The sequence below is a fragment of the Streptomyces sp. So13.3 genome (assembly GCF_005860785.2).
GTDB lineage: Bacteria > Actinomycetota > Actinomycetes > Streptomycetales > Streptomycetaceae > Actinacidiphila > Actinacidiphila fildesensis.
In genome coordinates, this window is record NZ_CP048835.1 from 5,837,483 (window position 1) to 5,859,521 (window position 22,039).

19 protein-coding genes are annotated in these 22,039 nt (G+C 71.2%); 10 read left to right on the forward strand and 9 right to left on the reverse strand.

Annotation, left to right across the window (positions count from 1 at the left end; all coding sequences use genetic code 11):
• Positions 1-4: 4 nt before the first annotated feature.
• Positions 5-1,468 (reverse strand): HAMP domain-containing sensor histidine kinase, encoded by a 1,464-nt coding sequence (locus tag C8250_RS26445; RefSeq protein ID WP_138352279.1) that lies wholly within the window; start codon positions 1,466-1,468, stop codon positions 5-7.
• 29 nt (positions 1,469-1,497) lie between these two features.
• Positions 1,498-2,175 (reverse strand): response regulator transcription factor, encoded by a 678-nt coding sequence (locus C8250_RS26450; protein ID WP_187144990.1) that lies wholly within the window; start codon positions 2,173-2,175, stop codon positions 1,498-1,500.
• Positions 2,176-2,408: 233 nt separating this feature from the next.
• On the opposite strand from C8250_RS26450, the gene C8250_RS26455 reads away from it, so the two are divergent.
• Complete coding sequence (locus tag C8250_RS26455; protein WP_138352208.1) at positions 2,409-3,188, forward strand: SigE family RNA polymerase sigma factor; 780 nt, start codon at positions 2,409-2,411, stop codon at positions 3,186-3,188.
• Positions 3,189-3,413: 225 nt separating this feature from the next.
• Here the strand turns inward: C8250_RS26455 and C8250_RS26460 are convergent, their stop codons facing one another.
• On the reverse strand, positions 3,414-4,067 hold the full coding sequence (locus tag C8250_RS26460) for a hypothetical protein (protein WP_244809366.1): 654 nt from the start codon (positions 4,065-4,067) through the stop codon (positions 3,414-3,416).
• 191 nt (positions 4,068-4,258) lie between these two features.
• Between C8250_RS26460 and C8250_RS26465 the strand changes: the two genes are divergently transcribed.
• Positions 4,259-4,651: a hypothetical protein gene (locus tag C8250_RS26465; protein WP_138352207.1), complete on the forward strand. Its 393-nt coding sequence runs from the start codon at positions 4,259-4,261 to the stop codon at positions 4,649-4,651.
• Here C8250_RS26465 and C8250_RS26470 read toward each other — a convergent pair.
• From C8250_RS26470 to deoC, 4 genes are all read right to left on the reverse strand, one after another.
• Positions 4,604-6,124: a hypothetical protein gene (locus C8250_RS26470; RefSeq protein WP_138352206.1), complete on the reverse strand. Its 1,521-nt coding sequence runs from the start codon at positions 6,122-6,124 to the stop codon at positions 4,604-4,606. The two genes, C8250_RS26465 and C8250_RS26470, sit on opposite strands and share 48 nt — an antisense overlap.
• Before the next feature lie 188 nt (positions 6,125-6,312).
• Positions 6,313-7,200: an aldehyde dehydrogenase family protein gene (locus C8250_RS26475; protein WP_138352205.1), complete on the reverse strand. Its 888-nt coding sequence runs from the start codon at positions 7,198-7,200 to the stop codon at positions 6,313-6,315.
• Entirely contained in the window at positions 7,193-8,623 is a 1,431-nt protein-coding gene (locus C8250_RS26480; RefSeq protein ID WP_138352204.1) for an aldehyde dehydrogenase family protein, read from the reverse strand. The genes C8250_RS26475 and C8250_RS26480 overlap by 8 nt, the downstream gene beginning before the upstream one ends.
• A gap of 5 nt (positions 8,624-8,628) precedes the next feature.
• Positions 8,629-9,621 (reverse strand): deoxyribose-phosphate aldolase, encoded by a 993-nt coding sequence (gene deoC / locus C8250_RS26485; RefSeq protein ID WP_187145318.1) that lies wholly within the window; start codon positions 9,619-9,621, stop codon positions 8,629-8,631.
• A gap of 339 nt (positions 9,622-9,960) precedes the next feature.
• On the opposite strand from deoC, the gene C8250_RS26490 reads away from it, so the two are divergent.
• The gene (locus C8250_RS26490) at positions 9,961-10,602 is read left to right on the forward strand and encodes a PH domain-containing protein (protein WP_138352203.1); all 642 of its coding nucleotides are present in this window, start codon (positions 9,961-9,963) and stop codon (positions 10,600-10,602) included.
• Between the two features lie 25 nt (positions 10,603-10,627).
• Here the strand turns inward: C8250_RS26490 and C8250_RS26495 are convergent, their stop codons facing one another.
• Positions 10,628-11,398, reverse strand: a complete 771-nt coding sequence (locus tag C8250_RS26495; protein ID WP_138352202.1) for a GntR family transcriptional regulator — start codon at positions 11,396-11,398, stop codon at positions 10,628-10,630.
• Positions 11,399-11,401: 3 nt separating this feature from the next.
• Entirely contained in the window at positions 11,402-11,944 is a 543-nt protein-coding gene (locus C8250_RS26500; protein ID WP_138352201.1) for a UTRA domain-containing protein, read from the reverse strand.
• Between the two features lie 459 nt (positions 11,945-12,403).
• On the opposite strand from C8250_RS26500, the gene C8250_RS26505 reads away from it, so the two are divergent.
• From C8250_RS26505 to C8250_RS26535, 7 genes are all read left to right on the forward strand, one after another.
• Entirely contained in the window at positions 12,404-12,814 is a 411-nt protein-coding gene (locus C8250_RS26505) for a DUF1508 domain-containing protein (protein ID WP_138352200.1), read from the forward strand.
• A gap of 92 nt (positions 12,815-12,906) precedes the next feature.
• Positions 12,907-13,929: a phosphate ABC transporter permease subunit PstC gene (gene pstC, locus C8250_RS26510; RefSeq protein ID WP_138352199.1), complete on the forward strand. Its 1,023-nt coding sequence runs from the start codon at positions 12,907-12,909 to the stop codon at positions 13,927-13,929.
• A 10-nt stretch (positions 13,930-13,939) separates the two neighbouring features.
• A complete protein-coding gene (gene pstA, locus C8250_RS26515; RefSeq protein WP_198357046.1) occupies positions 13,940-15,223 on the forward strand; it encodes a phosphate ABC transporter permease PstA in 1,284 nt (427 codons plus the stop codon).
• A complete protein-coding gene (pstS, locus tag C8250_RS26520) occupies positions 15,220-16,968 on the forward strand; it encodes a phosphate ABC transporter substrate-binding protein PstS (RefSeq protein ID WP_244809368.1) in 1,749 nt (582 codons plus the stop codon). The genes pstA and pstS overlap by 4 nt, the downstream gene beginning before the upstream one ends.
• Entirely contained in the window at positions 16,965-19,421 is a 2,457-nt protein-coding gene (locus C8250_RS26525; RefSeq protein ID WP_187144991.1) for a hypothetical protein, read from the forward strand. The genes pstS and C8250_RS26525 overlap by 4 nt, the downstream gene beginning before the upstream one ends.
• Before the next feature lie 248 nt (positions 19,422-19,669).
• Positions 19,670-20,647, forward strand: a complete 978-nt coding sequence (locus tag C8250_RS26530; protein ID WP_198357044.1) for a substrate-binding domain-containing protein — start codon at positions 19,670-19,672, stop codon at positions 20,645-20,647.
• A 103-nt stretch (positions 20,648-20,750) separates the two neighbouring features.
• Complete coding sequence (locus tag C8250_RS26535; protein WP_138352197.1) at positions 20,751-21,896, forward strand: Ig-like domain repeat protein; 1,146 nt, start codon at positions 20,751-20,753, stop codon at positions 21,894-21,896.
• Positions 21,897-22,039 lie beyond the last annotated feature (143 nt).

Here is a 22,039-nt window from a genome sequence, read left to right on the forward strand (position 1 = left end):
GTCGTCACGGTCGGCCGTCCTCGTCGCCCTCGGGCAGTGCCTCGGCGGGCCGCACCGGCAGGTACAGGGTGAAGACGGCGCCGCCGCCCGGCGCGTTCGCGGCGGTGATGTCGCCGTCGTGGATGTGTGCGTTCTCCATCGCGATCGACAGGCCGAGCCCGCTGCCCTCCGAACGGGCGCGGGACGCGTCCGCCTTGTAGAAACGGTCGAAGACGTGCGGCAGCACGTCCTCGGGGATGCCGGGACCGTTGTCCGCGACGGTGATGACCAGCTGGTCCTCGGCGGTCCGCACCGACACCCGGACCGGGGAGCCGCCGTGCTTGAGCGCGTTCCCGATCAGATTCGCCATGATCACATCGAGCCGGCGCGGGTCCAGGCGGACGAAGATGCCGCGCGGCGCGTCCAGCTCGACGGAGTCCAGCCAGGCCCGCGCGTCCATGCACGCCGTCACCATGTCGGCCACGTCGACCTCGTCGAGCAGCAGCCGGGCGGTGCCCGCGTCGAAGCGGGTGACCTCCATCAGGTTCTCCACCAGCTCGTTGAGCCGGCGGGTCTCACTGACCACCAGGCGCACGGCGGGCGCGATCATCGGGTCGAGGGAGTCGGCCTCGTCCTCCAGCACCTCGGTCACGGCGGTGATCGCGGTGAGCGGGGTGCGCAGCTCATGCGACATGTCGGCGACGAAGCGGCGGCTGGCGGCCTCCCGCGCGCTCAGCTCCTCCACCCGCGTCTCCAGGGCCTCCGCCGCCTTGTTGAACGTCCTGGACAGTTCCGCCAGCTCGTCCGTGCCCGACACCTTCAGCCGGGTGCCGAGCCGGCCCTCGCCGAGCTGCTGCGCCGCGACACCGAGCCGCTGGACGGGCCGCAGCACCGTCGAGGCGGCGGCCTGGGCCAGCAGGGCGGAGCCGATCAGCGCGAGCATCGTGGCGATCCCCAGCGACCAGGCCAGGGAGTTGAGGTCCTTGCGCTCCGCGTCCAGCGACTTGAGCATGTAGCCGGTCGGGCCGTCATCCATGATCTTCGCGCCGGCCACCAGGTACGGCGTGCCGTGCAGCGAGATCCGCAGCCAGTGCAGGTGGTACTTGTTGTCCTGTTGCTTGTGCCGGGTGTTCACCGCGTCCTGGAGTGCCTTCGGCACATCGTCCAGGGTGAAGACGTCGCGGCTGGACGGCGCCGCGCACGGCCCGTTGTCCGGGGTCCTGTCGATGAGCAGCACCGCGTAGCTGCCGGGGCCGCCCATCTCGTCGGCGGCGTCCTTCAGCCCCTCGCACGGCGGGTTGACCGGCAGCGAGGCCGCGTTGCGCTGCAGCGAGTCGCGGAAGTCGTTGAGCGCGGAGTTCTGCGCACGGGTCAGCACCGCGTCACGGTTCAGCCAGTACGCGATCCCGGAGGCGGACACGGCGGCCGTCAGCGCCACCGCGGCGAACACCGCGACCAGCCGCAGCCGCAGGCTGGTCCAGCGCAGCATGCCGGTGGCCCAGCCGAAGAACCGGTCCGTCACTGCGGCGTGTCCAGGCGGTACCCGACACCGCGGACCGTACGAATGAGGGTCGGTGACGACGGAACGTCCTCGATCTTCGCGCGCAGCCGCTGCACACAGGCGTCGACCAGCCGCGAGTCACCGAGGTAGTCGTGCTCCCACACCAGCCGCAGCAACTGCTGCCGGGACAGGGCCTGGCCGGGCCGGCGGCTCAGCTCCAGCAGCAGCCGCAGCTCGGTCGGCGTCAGCTGCAGATCCTCGCCGTCCTTCGTCACCGTCATCGCCGAACGGTCGATCACGATGGAGCCGAAGGCCGCGGAATCCGTGCTGTCGCGCTCACCGCGGCGCAGCACGGCGCGGATGCGGGCGTCGAGCACCCGGGGCTGGACGGGCTTGATGACATAGTCGTCGGCCCCCGACTCCAGCCCCACGACGACATCGATGTCGTCGCTGCGGGCGGTCAGCAGGATGATCGGCAACTGGTCGGTGCGCCGGATCCGGCGGCACACCTCGAAGCCATCGATGCCCGGCAGCATCACATCCAGCACGATCAGGTCGGGGCGCTGCTCCTTGAGCAGCTTCAGGCCGTCCTCGCCCGTCGCCGCGGCAACCACACGGTGGCCCTGGCGGGACAGGCCGAGTTCGAGGCCGGTACGGATGGCGTCGTCATCCTCGATAAGCAACAGGAAAGGCACGCCGGTCATTGTGACCTACCGGATGCCCATGTATCGAGCACTGGGGGATCTCACCTCAAGGATCGGCCTCCGGCTCACTCTGCGTGTACCGGAAGTCTCTGTGACGGGCCTGTGACACTCGGCGGACAGCGCCATGAAACTGGCCCGGCAGTCTTATGGACCTAAGGCAGCGGCATCCACACGGAGACCGACGCCGAATATCACCAAGACGGTTCCACCGACGGGGGCGCGACATGAACGCACTGCACAGCACCACCACCACCGCAGTCCTTCAGCCGCGCCAGCACACCGCCGGCCGGAACGACGGGAAGTCCGGTGCCGCGAACGGACGGGGGTGCGCTCGCGGCACCGGACGACAGACGGCACAGAGCACCGGCCAGGTGACCCGCAACCGGCCGCCGTACATGACGGCGATCGAGGGCGGCGCCGGTGCACCGGCCGCCACGGCCACCGCAACGGCCACCATTCCGGTACCGCGGCACGACAGCCTGGCGGAGGCGGAGTTCACCGCCTACGTCAAGGACCGCCGCGCCTCCCTCTACGCCACCGCTTACCACCTGACCGGTGACCGTTACGAGGCCGAGGACCTGCTGCAGAGCGCGCTGTTCTCCACCTACCGCGCCTGGGACCGGATCAGCGACAAGGCGGCCGTCGGCGGCTACCTGCGCCGCACCATGACCAACCTGCACATCAGCGCCTGGCGCCGCCGCAAGCTCAACGAGTACCCGACCGAGGAACTGCCGGAGACGGTGGGCGAGTCGGACGCGATGGGCGGCACCGAACTGCGCGCCGTGCTGTGGCAGGCGCTGGCCAAGGTTCCCGAGACCCAGCGCACCATGCTGGTGCTCCGCTACTACGAAGGCCGCACCGACCCGGAGATCGCCGACATCCTCGGCATCAGCGTCGGCACGGTCAAGAGCAGCATCTGGCGCTCGCTGCGCCGGATGCGCGAGGACGAGGCGCTGAGCTTCGGCCGCGACGAGGAGGAGTCGTTCGGCGAGCTGGTGGCCTGACGATTCGGACCGTCCACAGAACGCCGGTCGGGGGACCGGCGGGGGGGAACGGGGAAGCGGGGGGAACGGGGGATACGGGGGAGCGGGGGAAAAACCGGGGGGTACGGGGGAAAGCCGCGGTCGGGGGAGCGCGGTGGGTGCGGGACCGGGCAGTCCGGGGGGACTGCTTGGTCCCGCACCTGTTTGTGCGTGCGGGGCGGGGGCCGGGGCCGTCGTTCGGGGCGGTTACGCGTCCACGGGTATGTCGGTCGGCTGGTCCGCCGCCGCGCGCGGTGCGGGCAGCGGCAGCGCGGTGATGCGGCGCAGTGCTTCGTCCTGGCCGCACGGGTAGGCGCCCAGTGCGGTCTGCCGGGCCACGATCGCCCGCTCGCCGCGCATCAGCCGCCAGCCCCTGCGCAGCAGGACCGTCACGGACTTGCGGCCCTCGGCCAGATCGCGGCGGAACCGCCGCCAGGCCGTGACGGCCGGACTGCCGCGCAGGCACAGGGTGTCCGCCAGCAGTCCCAGTTCGCGGCAGCGGTCGGTGATGTCGGCCGCGAAGATGCCCTCGGCGACGAAGACGGGGGAGCCCGTCAGTTCGACATGGATCTCGCCGGTGATGGAGCTCGACGCGATGTCGTACTCGGGCACCGAGGCGGTGCCGGTCGCGCACAGCGTGCTGATCGCCGCCACCGCCGCGTCCGCGTCCCAGGAGAGCGCCGAGTCCCAGTCCGTGCCGGCGCCGTGCGCCAGTTGGGGGAGGGTCGGGTCGTCGCCCTCCTTGTAGAAGTCGTCGAGGTGCAGCACCGGCAGCCCGGTACGGGCGGCCAGGGACGACTTGCCGGACCCGGAAGGGCCGGCCAGCAGGATCACGCGCGCGGTGGACGGAGAGGAACTCACGAGAGAACAGTGTGCGGCATTGCGCCGACCGGGTGACCCCCCGGGCGCAGGTTTGGACGCTGTGCACTCGTCCAACTACCTTGTGTAGCCGAATGGCGATCCTCCGCGGTGCCGCGCCGTGAGTGTCGCCGGGACGCGTCCCCGTGCCGTGTTCCACCAGATCACCGCACTTCTATGCCAAGCAGGTGGCCATGCCGAACCACGCCCGTCCGAAGCTGAACTCCCTGCTGCGCACCGCGGCCACCGTCACCGTCGCCGCGGCGGCCGCCGCCCTCGCGGCGAGCGGCTCGGCGTCGGCCGGCACGGCGCCGGCCCTCACCGACTCGGCCCTCGGCTCCGATGCGGCCGTCGGCTCGACGCTGGGTTCCGATTCCGCCCTGGGTTACGCGCTGGGCCCGGTCAAGCACCTGACGATCAACCCGCTGGCGCAGACCGGGGTGGACCCGCTGGACAACGTGGTCACCCCGCAGGTGGCGGACTTCAAGCCGGTGTCGACGGGCGCCGTGACCGGGCCGCTCTCGCAGGGGGACTCGGTGTCAGAACTGCCGCTCGTGGGCCAGCTGTCCACCCTCCTGCCCGGCTGAGGAACCCTCCTCCACGTACGCCGCCCCCTGCCGGCCGGGTGCGGTGCCCGCTCCCGCTCCGCTCCTGGCCTTCGGCACGGCCGCGGCCGGGGTCGCGATGCCGATCGAGGCCGTCGCGACGGCCACTTCCGCGCGCCGGCCGTCGGCGTCGTCCGGGCACAGGCAGCTGGTGTCGGCGGCCTCCGCGACGTACAGCAGGGCGTAGCGGACCTCCTGCGGGTCGCCGGAGCGGACGGCGCGCAGCAGGGTGCGGACGACGCGGGTGGCGTCCACGGCGCGGTGCACGACGCGCGCGGCGGCCCCCAGAGCGGTGAGCGCCGCCAGGATGATCCAGACGGTGGCGTCGCTGTCGTGGGTCCACAGGTCGCGCAGGAGCACCAGGGCCAGTCCGAGGAGCGTCAGGCCGCCGAACGAGACGCCGTCGCGGACGGCGAGCTTCCGCAGTACGGAAACCCGCCACCAGGGCGAGTCGTGGAAGTCCGGCGGCAGATGGAGACGGCGGGCCAGCAGCCGGTCGAGGGGCCGGGCCAGCGACAGCACCGGGTCGGTGGACGGCCGCTCGGGCTGCTCGGGTGTCGTGACGGTGGCGGGGACGGCTTCCGAGGGCCGCCAGTGGCGGCTCCAGCGCAGCTGCGAGAGCCCGAAGCCCAGCGCGCTCACCAGCAGTTCGGCCGCGCAGAGCACGCCGAGGATCGGCAGGCTGTCGGTGTCGAAGGCGTTGCCGCGCAGCGGCCGGGGCAGGGCGATGACGTCGATGGTGTCGCCGCGCCGGTAGTGCCCGTCGTCCGCCCGGATGCAGTCGACCTCGGCGTCCCTGCGGGAGCCGTCCCAGGGGTCGGCCCAGCCGACACCGCAGTAGTCGTCCCCGGTGTTCGACGTGACATGGGCGGTGACCTGCTTGCCGAACACGGCGATCGAGGCCACCGGTACGGCGCCGAGCAGCGCCAGGACGGCCAGGACGGCGCACCAGACCGGCAGCCGGGCCGGCAGGGCGCGTGGGGCCGGCCGTCCGGTGGGAGGCGCCTGGAGGGCGGCCCGCAGGGCACGGCTGTCGCCGCGGGCGGTCTCGACGCGCAGGCTGCCGCCCGACGGCGTGCGGTGGACGAGCGCGGTCCGCACGATCCGGCGGCCCGAGCCGGGCGCGGAGCCGGCGCGGGCGTACAGGGTGCGCTCGAAGGTGCCGCCGGGCGGCAGTTCCAGCACCGGTACCGGGCCGTCCGACGACAGGAAGTACAGCGGCCCGCCGGGCAGCGCCACCAGTTCACCGCGCTCGGAGGTACTGGACGGGCCGGTGTCAGGGGATGCGGACGGCGGCTCGTCGACGCGCAGCCGGCTGCGGATCCGTATCGGCCGGCCGGCGGCGATCGCGCGGGCCTTGCGGCGCCCGAGCCACACCGGGACGGACGGCACCAGGAAGCACAGGAACGCGCTGAAGGCGACGTAGGGAAGAACCCCGGTGAAGCCGTCCCACACAGGGATCCTCCGACGGTGGCGCACTGACGCGGGGAGACACGGCGGCGCGGTGAACAGGTACCTGAAAACGCAACACCCCCCGCGGGTCAAGCCTGCCCCGCGAGGGGTGCCGGTGGACGGAGACCTTGCTCACACGCCCTGGTGCGTGCGTGAGCCTGGATCTCCGCCTGAGGTCGATCGCAGGCCGGTCAGACGCCGATCGGGTGCCAGACGGTCTTCGTCTCCAGGAACGCCTTGAGGCGGTTCAGGCCCGGGTCGGCGGACCAGTCGCCGTCCTTCGCGCCGCGGGGGCGCAGGACGCGCTTCATGTTGTCGGCCGCGGCGATCTGCAGATCCTTCGCCAGGCCGGCGTCCGCGCCCGTCAGGTCGATCGCGTTGACGTCCTGGTGCGAGGCGAGCGACGGAGAGATCTCCGCCGTCCGCCCGGACAGGATGTTGACGACGCCACCGGGCAGGTCCGAGGTGGCGAGCACCTCGCCCAGCGCCAGCGCGGGCAGCGGCGAGTTCTCGCTCGCCACGACGATCACCGTGTTGCCGGTGGCGATCGCCGGGGCGATCACCGAGACCAGGCCGAGGAACGACGACGCCTGGGGGGCGAGGACGACCACGACGCCGGTCGGCTCCGGGGTGGAGAGGTTGAAGAACGGTCCGGCGACGGGGTTCGCCGAGCCGACGATCTGGCCGATCTTGTCGGTCCAGCCCGCGTACCAGATCCAGCGGTCGACGGCCGCGTCCACCTGCGCCGCGGCCTTGGCCTTCGAGATGCCCTCGGCCGCCGCGACCTCGGCGGCGAACTGCTCACGCCGACCGTCCAGCATCTCGGCGACGCGGTAGAGCACCTGGCCGCGGTTGTACGCGGTGGCGCCCGACCAGCCGCCGAACGCCTTGCGGGCGGCCACCACCGCGTCCCGCGCGTCCTTGCGGGACGACAGCGGCGCGTTGGCGAGCCAGTTGCCCTTGGAGTCGGTCACCTCGTACACCCGCCCGCTCTCGCTGCGGGGGAACTTGCCCCCGACGTAAAGCTTGTACGTCTTGAAAACGCTGAGCCGCTCGGACTTTTCAGACTTCTCAGACATCGAGGTACGCCTCCAGGCCGTGACGGCCGCCTTCGCGGCCGAAGCCCGATTCCTTGTAGCCGCCGAAGGGCGAGGTCGGGTCGAACTTGTTGAACGTGTTGGCCCAGACGACGCCCGCGCGGAGCTGGTTCGCCATCCACAGGATGCGCGAGCCCTTCTCCGTCCAGATGCCGGCCGACAGGCCGTACTGCGTGTTGTTCGCCTTCTCGACGGCTTCAGCCGGGGTGCGGAACGTCAGCACGGACAGCACCGGGCCGAAGATCTCCTCGCGGGCGATCCGGTGCGCCTGGGTGACGTTCGTGAAGAGCGTCGGGCGGAACCAGTAGCCGGCGGACGGCAGGTCGCAGGCCGGGGCCCAGCGATCGGCGCCCTCGGCCTCGCCGGCCTCGGTGAGCTCGGTGATGCGGGCCAGCTGCTCGGCGGAGTTGATGGCGCCGATGTCGGTGTTCTTGTCCAGCGGGTCGCCGACGCGCAGCGTCTGCATACGGCGCTTGAGCGCGTCCAGCACCTCCTCGGCCACCGACTCCTGGACCAGGAGGCGGGAGCCGGCGCAGCAGACGTGCCCCTGGTTGAAGAAGATGCCGTTGACGATGCCCTCGACGGCCTGGTCGACCGGCGCGTCGTCGAAGACGATGTTGGCGGCCTTGCCACCCAGCTCCAGCGTGATCTTCTTGTCCGTGCCGGCGATGGAGCGGGCGATGGCCTTGCCGACCTCGGTGGAGCCGGTGAAGGCGACCTTGTTGATGTCGGGGTGCTCCACGAGCGCCGCGCCGGTGGCGCCGTCGCCCGTGATGATGTTGACCACGCCCTTGGGCAGCCCGGCCTGGCGGCAGATGTCCGCGAAGAACAGGGCGCTGAGCGGGGTCGTCTCGGCGGGCTTGAGCACCACCGTGTTGCCCGCGGCGAGCGCCGGGGCGATCTTCCACGCCAGCATCAGCAGCGGGAAGTTCCACGGGATGACCTGGCCGGCCACGCCCAGCGGGCGCGGGTCGGCGCCGTAGCCGGCGTGGCCGAGCTTGTCGGCCCAGCCCGCGTAGTAGAAGAAGTGCGCGGCGACCAGCGGCAGGTCGGTGTCGCGGGTCTCGCGGATCGGCTTGCCGTTGTCCAGCGACTCCAGCACGGCCAGCTCGCGGGAGCGCTCCTGCACGATGCGGGCGATCCGGAACAGGTACTTGGCGCGCTCGGCGCCGGGCAGCGCGGACCACTTCTCGAACGCCTTGCGGGCGGCCTTCACCGCCCGGTCGACGTCCTCGGCCCCGGCCTGGGCGACCTCGGAGAGGACCTCCTCCGAGGAGGGCGAAACGGTCTTGAAGACCTTGCCGTCGGCGGCCTCGGAGAACTGGCCGTCGATGAAGAGCCCGTACGACGGCGCGATGTCGACGACCGCGCGGGACTCGGGTGCGGGTGCGTATTCAAATGCCATGTCGGTCAGTCCACCGTCACGTAGTCGGGACCGGAGTAACGCCCGGTGCTGAGCTTCTGGCGCTGCATCAACAGATCGTTGAGCAGGCTGGATGCACCGAATCGGAACCAGTGCGGGGACAGCCACTCCTCGCCGAGCGTCTCGTTGACCATCACCAGGTACTTGATGGCGTCCTTCGTGGTGCGGATGCCGCCGGCCGGCTTCACTCCCACTTGTACACCCACCGCGTCGCGGAAGTCGCGGACGGCCTCCAGCATCAGCAGCGTGTTCGGCGGGGTCGCGTTGACCGCGACCTTGCCCGTCGAGGTCTTGATGAAGTCGGCGCCGGCGAGCATCGCGAGCCAGGAGCAGCGGCGGATGTTGTCGTACGTCGCCAGCTCGCCGTTCTCGAAGATCACCTTGAGGTGGGCGGCGCTGCCGTCCGGCCTTTGGCAGGCCGTCTTGACGGCCCTGATCTCCTCGAAGACCTGCAGGTAGCGGCCCGTGAGGAACGCACCACGGTCGATGACCATGTCGATCTCGTCCGCGCCCGCGGCCACCGCGTCGGCGGTGTCGGCGAGCTTCACCGGCAGCGCGGTGCGGCCGGCCGGGAAGGCGGTGGCGACGGAGGCGACGTTGATGCCGGATCCGCGCAGCGCCTCCTTCGCGGTCTTCACCATGTCGGGGTAGACACAGATCGCGGCGACCTTGGGGGCCGTGCGGTCGGTGGGATCCGGATGGATGCCCTTGGCGCACAGCGCCCGGACCTTGCCGGGGGTGTCCGCGCCTTCGAGCGTGGTCAGATCGATCATGGAGATCGCCAGGTCGATGGCGTAGGACTTCGCCGTCGTCTTGATCGAACGGGTGCCGAGCGTGGCGGCGCGGGCTTCGAGGCCGACGGCATCGACACCGGGCAGTCCGTGGAGGAAGCGGCGGAGTGCGGTGTCCGAGGCGGTCACGTCCGCCATCGTCGCCAGCCGGGCCGCGGCTTCTGGGCCGAAAGCGGGAACAGTGGGCATGGTCACCACATGAGCATATCTACGCGCGTAGCGACCTGTCACCACCACCCCCCTGATTCGTTCGCCACACCCGGGCGTGTTCGCGGCGGGGCGGGCGGGTGCCTCCGGGGCTGTGTGCGCTGCGGTGTCGGCTGCCGTGGCGGCCGTGGGGCCGGGTGGGCGCACAGGGCCCGCGCCGCAAGGCCACAGGGGGGATGGCCGGCCCCTTTTCCTACCACCGCTTCCTGCTACCGCGCTGTTTTCTCGATCCATGCCGACGCCGTACCGATCTGTCCCGATGCCGTACCGCAACCTGTGCGCGACCGGCCGCGCGGCACCCGTCAGGCAGAATCGGGCCTTATGACGAGTTCCGACGACCCCACGCCGACCCCGCAGCCCGACCGGCCGAAGTACGACGACCGCGCCTACCGGTCGGTGGCCGGCATCGTCACCGGCACGCTGCTGATCGCGCTCTCCCTGTGGCTCGGCGGCGACGCGGTGCTCCGCGGCTCGGGACGCACCCCGTGGCTGACCCTCGCCGGGCTCCTGGCGGCCCTGCCCCTGCTGGCGGCCTTCACGATCCGGCCCGCCGTCTTCGCGGGCGAGGAACGGCTCCGCATCCGCAATCCCTTCCGGACGATCACCGTGCCGTGGTCGGCCGTGGAACACCTGCGGGCCGGCTACTCCACCGAGGTCGTCGCCGGCGGCCAGCGCTTCCAGCTCTGGGCGATCCCGGTCTCGCTGCGCGCCCGCAAGCGCGTCGCCCGCCAGACCGCCCGCGCCGCCACCGCGACGGCCCGCCAGTCCTCCGCCCTCAACGCCCCGGAGATCCCGCCCCGCGCCTGGTCCGACCAGGCCGTCGACGAACTCCGCGAGCTCGCCGAGACCAACGCCGCCAAGCCCGGCGCCCAGGGCGAGGTCAGCGTCCGCTGGGCCTACGAGGTCATCGCCCCGATCATCACCGGCGCCATCGTCCTGGCCGTCCTCCTCGTCATCGGCTGACCCCCGGCCGCTCCGACGGCCGGCGTCAGATCACGGGCATCACGGGCAGGCGGTATTCGAGTTCGTACAGGTGGCCTGCCTTCACCATCACGGAAGCCTCGATAGGGCGGCCACCATCGGAGTGGACCACCCGGAAGGTGCGCAGCACGCACACCTCGGCGGGCAGCTCCAGCACGGTGAATTCCTCGGACGTCGGCGGACGCGCGGAGACCCGGTCGACGAACTCCCGGGGCGGATGGCCCAGCTCGGCGAGGAGCGTCGGTGATCCACCGCGGATGCGTCGGCGGTCGGTGAGACGAGTGCCCCGGGCCAGTTCGACCGGGTAGTAGGAGCGCACGAGCTCCGCCGGCTCGTCGTCGAGCAGCATGAGCCGGGACCGGAGTACGGCGGTCCCGCCGTCCGCCAGTCCGAGCGCCTCCGCGACATCATGCGGGGCCGTAACCTCCGCGACATCGAGGATCCGGGTCGCTCCGGTCCGCGAACGGGCTGCCGCCTGCTCCATCCAGCGATCCGGCGCGCCGCTCTCCGGCGGCGGGATGTACGAGGCCGGAACAATGGTGTGGTTCGGCTGCTCGCGGATGAAGACCCCTTTTCCGGGATGCCCGACGGCGAAGCCCTCGCCCTTCAGGATCTGGAGCGCCTTCTGGACGGTGGTGCCGACCACGCCGAACTCGTTCATGAGCTGTTGTGTGGAAGGCAGCTTGCTGCCCGGCTCCAATCGGCGCGCCATGATCCGGTCACGCAGTTCCGCAGCGATCTGCTGATGGGCGGGCCGGGTGTCGTTCCAGTGGGGCATGCGTCAGCCGAGCCGGAGCCGGTAGCGCAGCACGCGATCGCTTGCGGTCATGGTCATCACGCAGGCCTCCATCGGTTGATCGTCACCGGAGAGGATAAGCCGCGACAGGAGGATCACCGGGTCCTGTTCGCCGAGTTGAAGGGCTTCCCGTTCCACTTCGGTGGGCATACGTGCGGTGACCGATTCCTCGACGTGCCCCGCCACATGGCCGAGCCGGGCGAGCAGCGTGACTGCTCCTCCGGGCACCTTCCTCTGCTCGGCGAGCTCGGTGCCGGCCGCGATGCGGGCCGGGTAGTACGAGTCCGCGAGCTCCACGGGCAGGCCATCAAGCAGGATCAGGCGTCGTCGTACGACCACCTGCTCGCCCTCCGGGAGGCGTAGGGCCCGGGCGACTTCAAGCGGAGGCACGACCATCCCCGCAGCGAGAAGTCGCTGTCCGCCGCGACGGTTGTTCTCCGCGGCCTCCTCCGTCCACGCGTCCGACCGGCCCTGCCCACGGGGAATCAGGTACCGCGTCGATTCGCTCTCCCATTCCTCGTTCGTCAAGGGCCGTTCCTTCCATCGGCGGACCTCCAACGTATCGCCAGGAGCCGTGGAGGCGGAGTTGCTGACACCTTGCAACCTTAAGTCGATTCGCCTTAAGGTTTGCTGTGAGCTTCGCAACACCCTTGCGAGGCACTGCTGCAGGGGGATCGATGGACCCAATGCATTCCGAGCCCGTCCCGTGAGGGAACTGCAGGCCGAAGAGGTGACCGACTTCGCTTGGCGTGACGCGCCGACCCTTGCCGATGAGCGACTTCGTCAGCGGGTCCGCTCCGGGATCCGCTGAACCGGAGGGCGGAGAGCGCTTGCTCGGGTGGGGTGAACGAGGGGCAACTTCGTGGTGAAGGCATGCTGTGGTGCTCCTGTGAGTACGCCCTTTGTCTGCGCAGTCTCATTACATTGCGTGTGCTGCATGTCTGCCGCATATGCAGCCTTCCTTGAGACGGCCAGCAGGGGTGGGGGATGGCAGCAGGGGACACGGGGGGCGCGGCCGGGGTCGGTGCGCGCTGTCGGATAGACATCGATGACGAGGGATTTCACTCCTGGCGGCTCACCGCCCAGAACGGGCGGACGGTAGCGGTCGGCGCAACCGCTTACCCGGACTACGGGGAGTGCCTGCGGGCGTTCGGGCGGTTGTGTGCCGGGTCGGAGGGGCTGCCCGGGGGAGTGCAGCACGCCGCCGACAGCAACGGCTGGGTGTGGCGGCTGCGCGGTGCGGACGGGCAGACGGTCGCCGTCTCGTCGCGGGCCTACGAGCGGCACTCGACCTGCCAGACCGCCTACGACCGCTTCCGCGCGCTGCTTGCCGAGATGGGTGCCGCCGGGACCGAACAGGTGGACAACGGTCTCTCCGAAGGAGCCGATGTGCGGTAACTGACGCCATGTGAACCGAAGTTGCCTCTACGGGGCCCCTCGTTCACATCGCCTTGCGCACGCGTCCACCGCACCCCGTGAACGTCAGCCATGTGACGACACGAACGCATGACCGACCACCCGCGGCAGCCGCCGCCGAGGACGTACCGAGGCGGCTGCACGCGGATCCCGGGCTGCCCGACCGTGTCTTCCGCGCGGTGGCCCGGGGCGGTGGGGGGTTCGTGCTGGCGGTGATGCTGCTGGTCGGCGGGTTTCTGCTCTACCGGGCGTGGCAGGCGCTGTCGAAAGCCGGCTTCTCGTTCCTCACCACGGAGGCGTGGGAGCCCGACGCCGGGAACTTCGGCATCGCGGCCGTCCTCACCGGCACGGTGCTCATCGCCCTCGTCGCGATCTGCTTCGCCGTACCGCTCGCCATCGGTACGGCGCTCTACATCTGCGAGTACTCGCCGCCCCGGCTGCGCCAGACGCTGATCAGTCTGGTCGACCTGATGGCCGCCGTGCCCTCGGTGGTCTACGGGCTGTGGGGGCTGTTCTTCCTCCAGGGGCACGTGCTGGGCACGGCGCGCTGGATCGCCCGGTACTTCGGCTGGTTCCCGCTGTTCAAGGTCGACGGCGCCGACCCGTCGGACCCGCTCGCGACCGCCACCGTCTACACCTCCTCCACCTTCGTCGCGGGCATCGTCGTCGCGCTGATGGTCGCGCCGATCGCCTGCTCGGTGATGCGGGAGGTCTTCTCGCAGGCGCCGGTCGGTGAGCGGGAGGGCGCCTACGCGCTCGGTGCGACGCGCTGGGGCATGATCCGCAGCGTCGTGCTGCCGTTCGGCAAGGGCGGCATGATCGGCGGCACGATGCTGGGCCTGGGCCGCGCGCTCGGCGAGACCATCGGCGTGTACCTGATCATCTCGCCGGTCTTCGCGGTCCAGCCACACATCCTGCAGAACGGCTCCAGCTCCGTCTCCTCGCTGATCGCCCTGCGGTACGGCGAGGCCAGCGAGTTCGGCATGTCCGCGCTGATGGCCGCGGGCCTCGCGCTCTTCCTGATGACCCTCGTCGTCAACTTCGCCGCATCGTCGATCGTCGCCCGCAGCCGGTCCGGCGCGGCCAGCGACTCCTGAGGAAGGCCCGATGACCCTCGTCGCCCCGCCGCGCGGAGACAACGCCATGAGCGCCCAGAACTCCCCGCGCACCACTCTTCCCTCGAAGTCGACGTCACCCGACGCCGGGAGCCCCCGCGAGCCGCGCCGCCGGCTCGCGCTGCTGCGTGCCACCGATGTGTACGCGGTGCTGGGCGCCGCGGCGGCCTCGCTGAGCATCACCGCGCTGCTCTTCACCCGGCTGCTGCCGTTCAGCGGCGGGCTCGGCTTCACGCTCGTGGCGTACGGGCTCTTCCTCGGGCTGTACGCGCTGCTGGTCTCCTTCGACGAGGACGGTCCCGCCGTCCGCGACCGGGTGGCGGCCGTCCTCGCCCAGAGCCTGGGCCTGCTGATGCTCGCCGCGCTCGCCTTCGTCGTCGTCTACACCCTGTGGGAGGGCCGCAAGGCGCTGCCGCACCTGAACTTCTACACGCAGGACATGGCGTCGGCCGGGCCCCTCGACCCGCTGGCGGCGGGCGGGATCCTGCACGCGATCACCGGCACGCTGGAGCAGATCGGGATCGCGCTGGTGGTCACCGTTCCGACCGGGCTGCTGTGCGCGGTGTTCCTCAACGAGGTGCCGGGCCGGTTCGCGCGCTTCGTGCGGACCATCGTGGAGGCCATGACGGCCCTGCCGTCGATCGTCGCGGGCCTGTTCATCTACGCCACCGCGATCCTCACCCTCGGTCTCGACCGCTCAGGACTGGCCGCCGCCCTCGCGCTCTCCGTGATGATGCTGCCGATCATCATCCGCGCCGCCGACGTCGTCATCCGGCTGGTGCCCGGCCCGCTGCGCGAGGCCGCGTACGCCCTCGGCACCTCGCGCTGGCGGACGGTGTGGCACGTGGTGCTGCCCACCGCCAGGTCCGGGCTCACCACGTCCGTGATCCTCGGCACCGCGCGCGGCATCGGGGAGACCTCGCCGGTGCTGCTCACCGCCGGATTCACCGCCGTCACCAACACCGATCCGCTGTCGGGGCCGCAGGTCTCGCTGCCACTGGCCACGTTCGAGTTCATCAAGTCGCCCGAGCCGACGATGATCGCCCGCGGATTCGGCACGGCCGCCGTGCTGATGGCGCTCGTCCTGCTGCTGTTCGTCGCCGCCCGGGTGATCGGCGGGCGCGGCCCAGGCCGGCTGACCCGCCGCCAGGAACACCGCCGTGTGCTGGCCTCGCGCCGCGACGCGGCCCGGTTCGCCGCACGGTTCGCCGCCCGCGCCGAGGAACAGCTCGACTCCGGCTCCCGTGCATCCGCCCCGACCAGGAGTGCTTCGTGATACCCGCACCCGTACTACCGCCCGCTGATGCCCGCCGCATCCGCGCCGCCCGCGCCGTCGCCGCGCTCCTCGCGCTCCTCTGCGTGCTGCTCGCCGTCGAGCTGCCCGCGGCACCCGCCGCGCACGCCGACTCGTACACCAAGATCAGCGGGGCGGGGTCCACCTGGAGCTCCAACGCGCTGGACCAGTGGCGCCGCAACGTCACCCAGTACGGGATGACGGTGAACTACGCGGCGGTCGGATCGTCCGTCGGGCGCGAGCAGTTCAAGAACGGGGTCTCGGACTTCGGCGTCTCGGAAATCCCGTACGGGCTGACCGAGTTCGGCGTGAAGGAGGCGCCGCCGAAGCGCGGCTACGCCTATATGCCGATCGTGGCGGGCGGCACCTCGTTCATGTACAACCTCAAGATCGGCGGCAAGCGGGTCACCAACCTGCGGCTGTCCGGCGCGGTGCTCACCAAGATCTTCACGGGGAAGATCACCATGTGGAACGCACCCGAGGTCGCGGCCGACAACCCCGGCCTGACGCTCCCGGCCCGCCGGGTCATCCCCGTCGTCCGCTCCGACGGTTCCGGCACCACCGCGCAGTTCAGCACCTGGATGGCCAAGGAGCAGAGCGGCCTGTGGAACGACTACTGCCGCCGCGCCGGCAAGCCGACGCCCTGCGGCCTGACGTCGTACTACCCGGTCATCCCCGGCTCCGGGTTCACCGCCCAGTCCGGCTCGCTCGGCGTCTCCGGCTACGTCCGGCAGCCCCAGGCGGAGGGCGCGATCACGTACGTCGAGTACTCGTACGCGATCAAGACCGGCTTTCCCGTCGCCAAGCTGCTCAACAGCAGCGGCTACTACGTCGAGCCGACGGCCTCCAGCGTCGCTGTGGGCCTGATGTCCGCCCGGATCAACGACGACAAGAACTCCACGGACTATCTGACGCAGATCCTCGACAACGTCTACCGCTCCGGTGACCGCCGGGCCTACCCGCTGTCCAGCTACAGCTACATGATCGTCCCGACCACGAACGAGGCGCCGTTCACCGAGGACAAGGGCAGAACGCTCGGGGCCTTCGCCTACTACTTCCTCTGCGAGGGGCAGCAGCAGGCCGACCAGCTCGGCTACTCGCCGCTGCCCATCAACCTGGTGCAGGCCGGGCTCTCGCAGGTCCGCCGGATCCCCGGCGTCGAGGCCAAGAACGTCGACATCAAGGGTTGCCGCAACCCCACCTTCTCCTCCGACGGCTCCAACACCCTCGCCAAGAACGCCCCGTACCCGCAGCCCTGCGACAAGCGCGGGACGACGCAGTGCTCGACGGGCACGGCGGGTGCCAGGAACCAGCAGACGCCGGTGAAGTCCGGCGCCAACGGCGGCAGCTCGTCCGGCAGTTCGTCCGGAACCACCGGCGGGACGACTGCCGGCACGTCCGGCGGCACCGCGGCGGGCGGGACCACCGCCGGCGCCACGACGGCGGGCGCGACGACCGGCACCACTGGCGCCACGGCCATCGACCCGGACACCGGGGAGCAGCTGCCGGCCGACAGCGGCGGTGGCGGCGACGCGACCGTGGCGGGCAACCCCGTCTCGCTCGCCGCCGACGGGCAGGGCGCGCTGCGCACCACGCTGATGGCGCTCTCCGCGATCCTGCTGCTCGGTGTGGTCGTCGGCCCGCCGATCGCCGCCCGCGCACTGGGCGCGCGCAGCGGCCGCAGCGGCCGCACCGCCCGCACCCCAGGCAAGGGAGCGGACGCATGAACAGGCTCAACAGCAAGCGCGCGAGCAGGCGTCCGGGCCGGCAGATCCTCGGGTTCGCCGCTCTCCTCGCGGCCCTCGTCATCGCCCTGCTGCCACTGCCCGTCACCACGTCCCAGGCCAGCGCCGCCGACGGCGAGGAGTCGGCCGTCACGCTCTCCGGCAGCAAGGGCCGCTACGACGACTTCTCCGCTCTGAAGGTCACCGTCCACCAGACGAAGAAGCTGCGGGCGCAGGGCGTCCGGGTGACCTGGACCGGCGGGGCACCGACCACCGACACCGAGTTCACCTCCAACTATCTGCAGATCATGCAGTGCTGGGGGGACGGCCGGAACGGGCCCGACCGGGAGAACTGCGAGTTCGGTGCCTCGGGCATCGGCGGCACCGGCGGCCGGTGGGCCGGCCAGCGGGCGCTGCCCGACCAGGTCGACCCAGGCGAGAAGACGTACGTCCTGGACCCGGCGCACCCCTTCGACAACCCCTTCGTGCCGTTCCGCCCGGTCAAGGGAAAGCCGACCAAGTCGTCCACGGACTTCACCTACTTCGGGCCCATCGACACCAACGAGCAGCCGTTCGTACGCGTCGGGGCCGACGGCACCGGGGAGTCGGTCTTCGAGGCGCAGACCGTCGTCCAGGCGCCCCATCTCGGCTGCGGCGACGCCACGGCCGCCGGCCCGCGGCACTGCTGGCTGGTCGTCGTGCCGCGCGGGGCGCACGACACGGACGGTACGACGGCGACCGCCGGGGACAAGGTCGACGCGTCCGGGCTGTCCACCACCAGCTGGGAACAACGGCTCGTCTTCCGGCTGGACTTCCTGGCCACCGGCTCCTACTGCCCGATCGGCCAGCCCGAGTCCCGCACCATCGGTTCGGAGATGGTGACGGACGCCCTCACGTCCTGGCAGCCCACGCTCTGCCAGAGCACCGGTACGACCTTCGGGTTCAGCCAGAGCGGCGAGCCCTACGCCCGCCGCCAGGTGACGGCGGCGGCCGCCGCCGCCCCCGGTCTGGCCTTCACCCTCGACCCGGTGGAGGCCGCGGAAGGCGGGCCACCCGTCGTGCACGCGCCGGTCGCGGTCTCCGGCCTCACCCTCGGGTTCTACATCGAGACACCGGGCTCCGGCGAACTGCAGGAAATGAGACTGACGCCACGGCTCGTCGCGAAAATGCTCACGCATTCCTATATCCGTGACGTGCCGGGCTGGCAATTGGCGCAGCCGCCCGCACATGTGGCGAAGAATCCGGCGTCCCTGCGCAACGACCCGGAATTCATCGCCCTCAATCCGCAGTACAAGAACTGGGCGGTCGACGCGGCCCGGCCGCTTTCCCTGCTGGTGCCGCTGGACGAGACCGACACCGCGCGCCTGGTCTGGCAGTGGCTGCGGTCGGACCCGGAGGCCAGGGACTTCCTCGCCGGGAAGCCGGATCCCTGGGGCGCGAAGATCAATCCGTACTTCGGCAGCCTGACCCTGGACAAGGACACCGGCCTGACCGACTTCCCCAAGTCCGACCCGACGCTGTCGCCCGCGCTCTCCGTACCCCCGAACGACCCGCTCCAGTACGGGATCACCGACCTGGACCCGTACACCCAGGACATGCACGACAGCGCCCAGCGCACCCGGCGCGGCAACACCGGGCGGACGATCGTCGCCGAGCTCGACAGCAACGCCCACAAGGCGAAGCTGGTCAGCCAGGCCTCCAAGCCCGGCGACCGGGCCGTCATCGCCCTCGTCGACTCCGCCTCCGCGGCCCGGTACGGACTGCGGACCGCCGCGCTGCGCACCGCCGACGGCACGTTCGTGAAGCCGACGAACGACGCGCTCGCCAAGGGCGTCGGCACGATGCGGCCGTCGGCCGTCCCCGGGGTGCTGAGCCCCGACCCCGCGAGCGCCAGGGGCGGGGCGTACCCGCTGACCACCGTCACGTACGCCGCCGCCTCGACCGGCCGGCCCGCGGCGGACCGCGCGGCGTACAGCCGGCTCATGCGGTACGCGGCGGGGCCGGGCCAGACGCCCGGCGTGTCGGCGGGCCAGCTGCCGCCCGGCTACGCGCCCATGCCGCAGTCGCTGCGCACCCAGGCGCTCGCCGCCGCCACCACCCTGGAGAAGGCGACGGACCCGCCGGGGGCGGACGGCGGCGCCACGGCCGGCGCGGGATCCGCGGGCGGCACGGTCGGGACCTCGTCCGGCACCGGCGGCGGCGCGACGACCGGCGGTCCCGGCGGCGGCACCGCCGGCACGTCCGGCGGGCCACCGGCGTCCGCCACCCCGCCCGTGAACCCCGCCCAGCACATCGATCCGCAGAAGCAGAACGTCGTCCGCGCCACCGGCTCCACGCCGGGCGCGGTGCTCGGCGCCATCCGCTGGGTGCTGCTGGCGGTCCTCGTCGCGGGCGGCGGCTCGGCGCTGGCCGGCCCGGCGATGCTCCAGTGGGGGGTGTGGCGCCGGCGGTCCTGAGGAGGGCCGTTGCATGCCGGGGGATTCGTGGTGCCTGAAGGGGATACCAGCAGTCGCATTCGCTGTGGCGAATCTCCTAAGGGGTGCCTTGGAAACCCTCCCGTAACCTTTTCATCCGCCCCAATTGGTGGCCACCGCAACGTAATTCGGGAATTGTTTGCGGTGGCCGGCCGACGGGTCGGCAGCACGAAAGTCCGGATTTTGCTTGCACGTCCATTCGGTATCCGTTTATTCGGAGGAGAACAGAAGTGAACGTCAAGTCCCGCGCTCGTATCGGCTTCATCACCGCGACTGCCGCCATCAGCCTCGCCGCCATGGCCATCCCCGCCGCGGCCAACCCGCCGGCCGGCGAGTACCGGCAGCTCGCCGGGGTCGGTTCCGACACCACCCAGGACGTGGTGAACGGTCTCGGCGACGTCGTCACGAACGCGAGCGGCAAGATCATCGCCTCTTACGACGCGACCGGAACGTCCCCCATCAAGACGCGTGCGGTGGGCTGTGACACCCTTGCCCGCCCCGACGGTTCCGGGGCCGGTATCGCCGCCCTGAACAACGCCGTGGACAACAGCACCGGCTGCCTCGACTTCGCGCGCTCGTCGAGCGGCCCGTCGGACACCAGCACCACGGACCTGACCTTCATCCCGTTCGCGAAGGACGGCGTCACCTACGCCACGCGCTCCTTCAGCGCACTGCCGACGAACCTCACCAAGACCCAGCTGACCGATATCTACAAGTGCACGCTGACGTCGCTCAACGGCGTGACGATCCAGCCGCTGCTGCCGCAGACCGGTTCCGGCACGCGGAAGTTCTGGCTGAACACCCTCGGCCTGACCGACGCCACGATCGGCTCGTGCGTCAACGGCACGATCCAGGAGAACAACGGCCTGGCCCTTACCAACAACAGCCAGATCATGCCGTACTCGATCGCCCAGTACATCGCGCAGGGCAAGAGCCTGCCGAACGTGCCGAACCGTCGTGGTTCGTCCGTGCTGCGCAACGTCAACGGCGTGGCTCCGACCACCGGCGGTGTCCTGAACACCTCCTTCCCGATCGTGCGCGACGTCTACAACGTCGTCCCGACCGCGAAGCTGACCGACGCGCTCATCTCCTCCACCTTCGTCGGCACGACGTCGAAGGTCTGCGCCCAGACCACCGTCATCCAGAACTACGGCTTCGGCTCGCTGGGCGCGTCGTGCGGCTCGACCACGGTCAAGGGCGAGAAGTGACCTTGTGCCGGAGCTGATCTGACACCTCGTTCAACGGCCGGGCGCCTCTCAGGCGCCCGGCTTCCGTCCTGACCGCGGTACATCCCTTGGGGGGATCGCCACCATGATCGTCATCGCACCACGGAAAGTCCCGGCCGTCTTGTTCGCCCTGGCGGCGGTCCTCCTCGCGGCCGCGGCCGCCCTGTTCGGCGCGGCCGCGCCGGCGCACGCCGGAGCCGCTGCGAGCGGGTCCGCTGCTAGCGCCGGGACGTTCGCGCCGACGCCCGCCGGCGGTGACCTCACCGCCGACCCGTTCCTGACGTCCCTGCGCACGTCCGCGGGCTGCCCGGCGGGCTTCGGCGCGTCGGCGGCCCTCCAGTTCGTCATGCCGGACGGCTCCGCCGTGACCATCCCCGGCGCCCGGGAGTCCGGTGGGTTCGACACCGGGCCGTTCACCCTCACCTACGACGCGATCGGCGGAACGCTGGCGGACGTCATCGGCGCGCCGGTCGCCGACGGGGACGACGAGCTGCGCGTCACGTGCTGGAACGGCACCGGGGACGCGGCGCCCGCCGCCTTCTCCACCACCATCACCAGCACCGGTGACACCTGGACGGTGAAGTCCCAGGCCGTGCCCACCGCCACCACCCTGACGGCGAGCCCGGCGGGCACCGCCGCCGCGGGCGCCGAGGTGACGCTGACGGGCGCCGTCGACCCGGCGGGGGCCGTCGGCAAGCTCGCGTTCTTCGACGGAGCGACGGCGTTGGGGGAGGCGGACGTGGTCTCCGGGCAGGCCACGGTGAAGACGTCCGCGCTCGTTGCTGGGGCGCATGACCTGACGGCGCGGTTCACGCCGGCGGATCCGGCGGCGTTCGTGGCGTCGACGTCGGCGGTGGTGACGTACACGGTCACGGCGGCGACGCAGTCGCCGTCACCGACGGATACGGGGTCTCCGACCCCTACGGACACCGGGGTTCCGTCGCCCAGCGACACGGGATCGCCTACGGCGACGGATACCGGTTCGCCCAGTGCGTCGGCGACGACGGGGGACACGACGTCGGGCGCCGGCGGTACGTCCGGTGATGGCGGTACGGGCGGGAGTTCCGGCGGCGGGTCGACGGGTGGCAACGGGAGCCTTGCGCATACCGGTGCCGGGGCGGCGCTGCCGTTGGGGGTGGCCGCGGGTGTGCTGGCTGTGGCGGGTGTCGTGTTCGTGCGGCATGCGCGGCGGAGTGGGTTGTTGACGTTCGGTGCGCCGCGGCATCGCTGACCGCCGGCCGCCGGCCGCCGGCCGCTGACCGCCGGCCGCTGGCCGCTGACCGGTGGTGGGCCGGGGGCCGGGCCCTCCGGGGCGGGGCTTCGAAATCGACTATTTACGGGCCTGGCGGCCCGCAAATAGCTCGGCAGCATTTC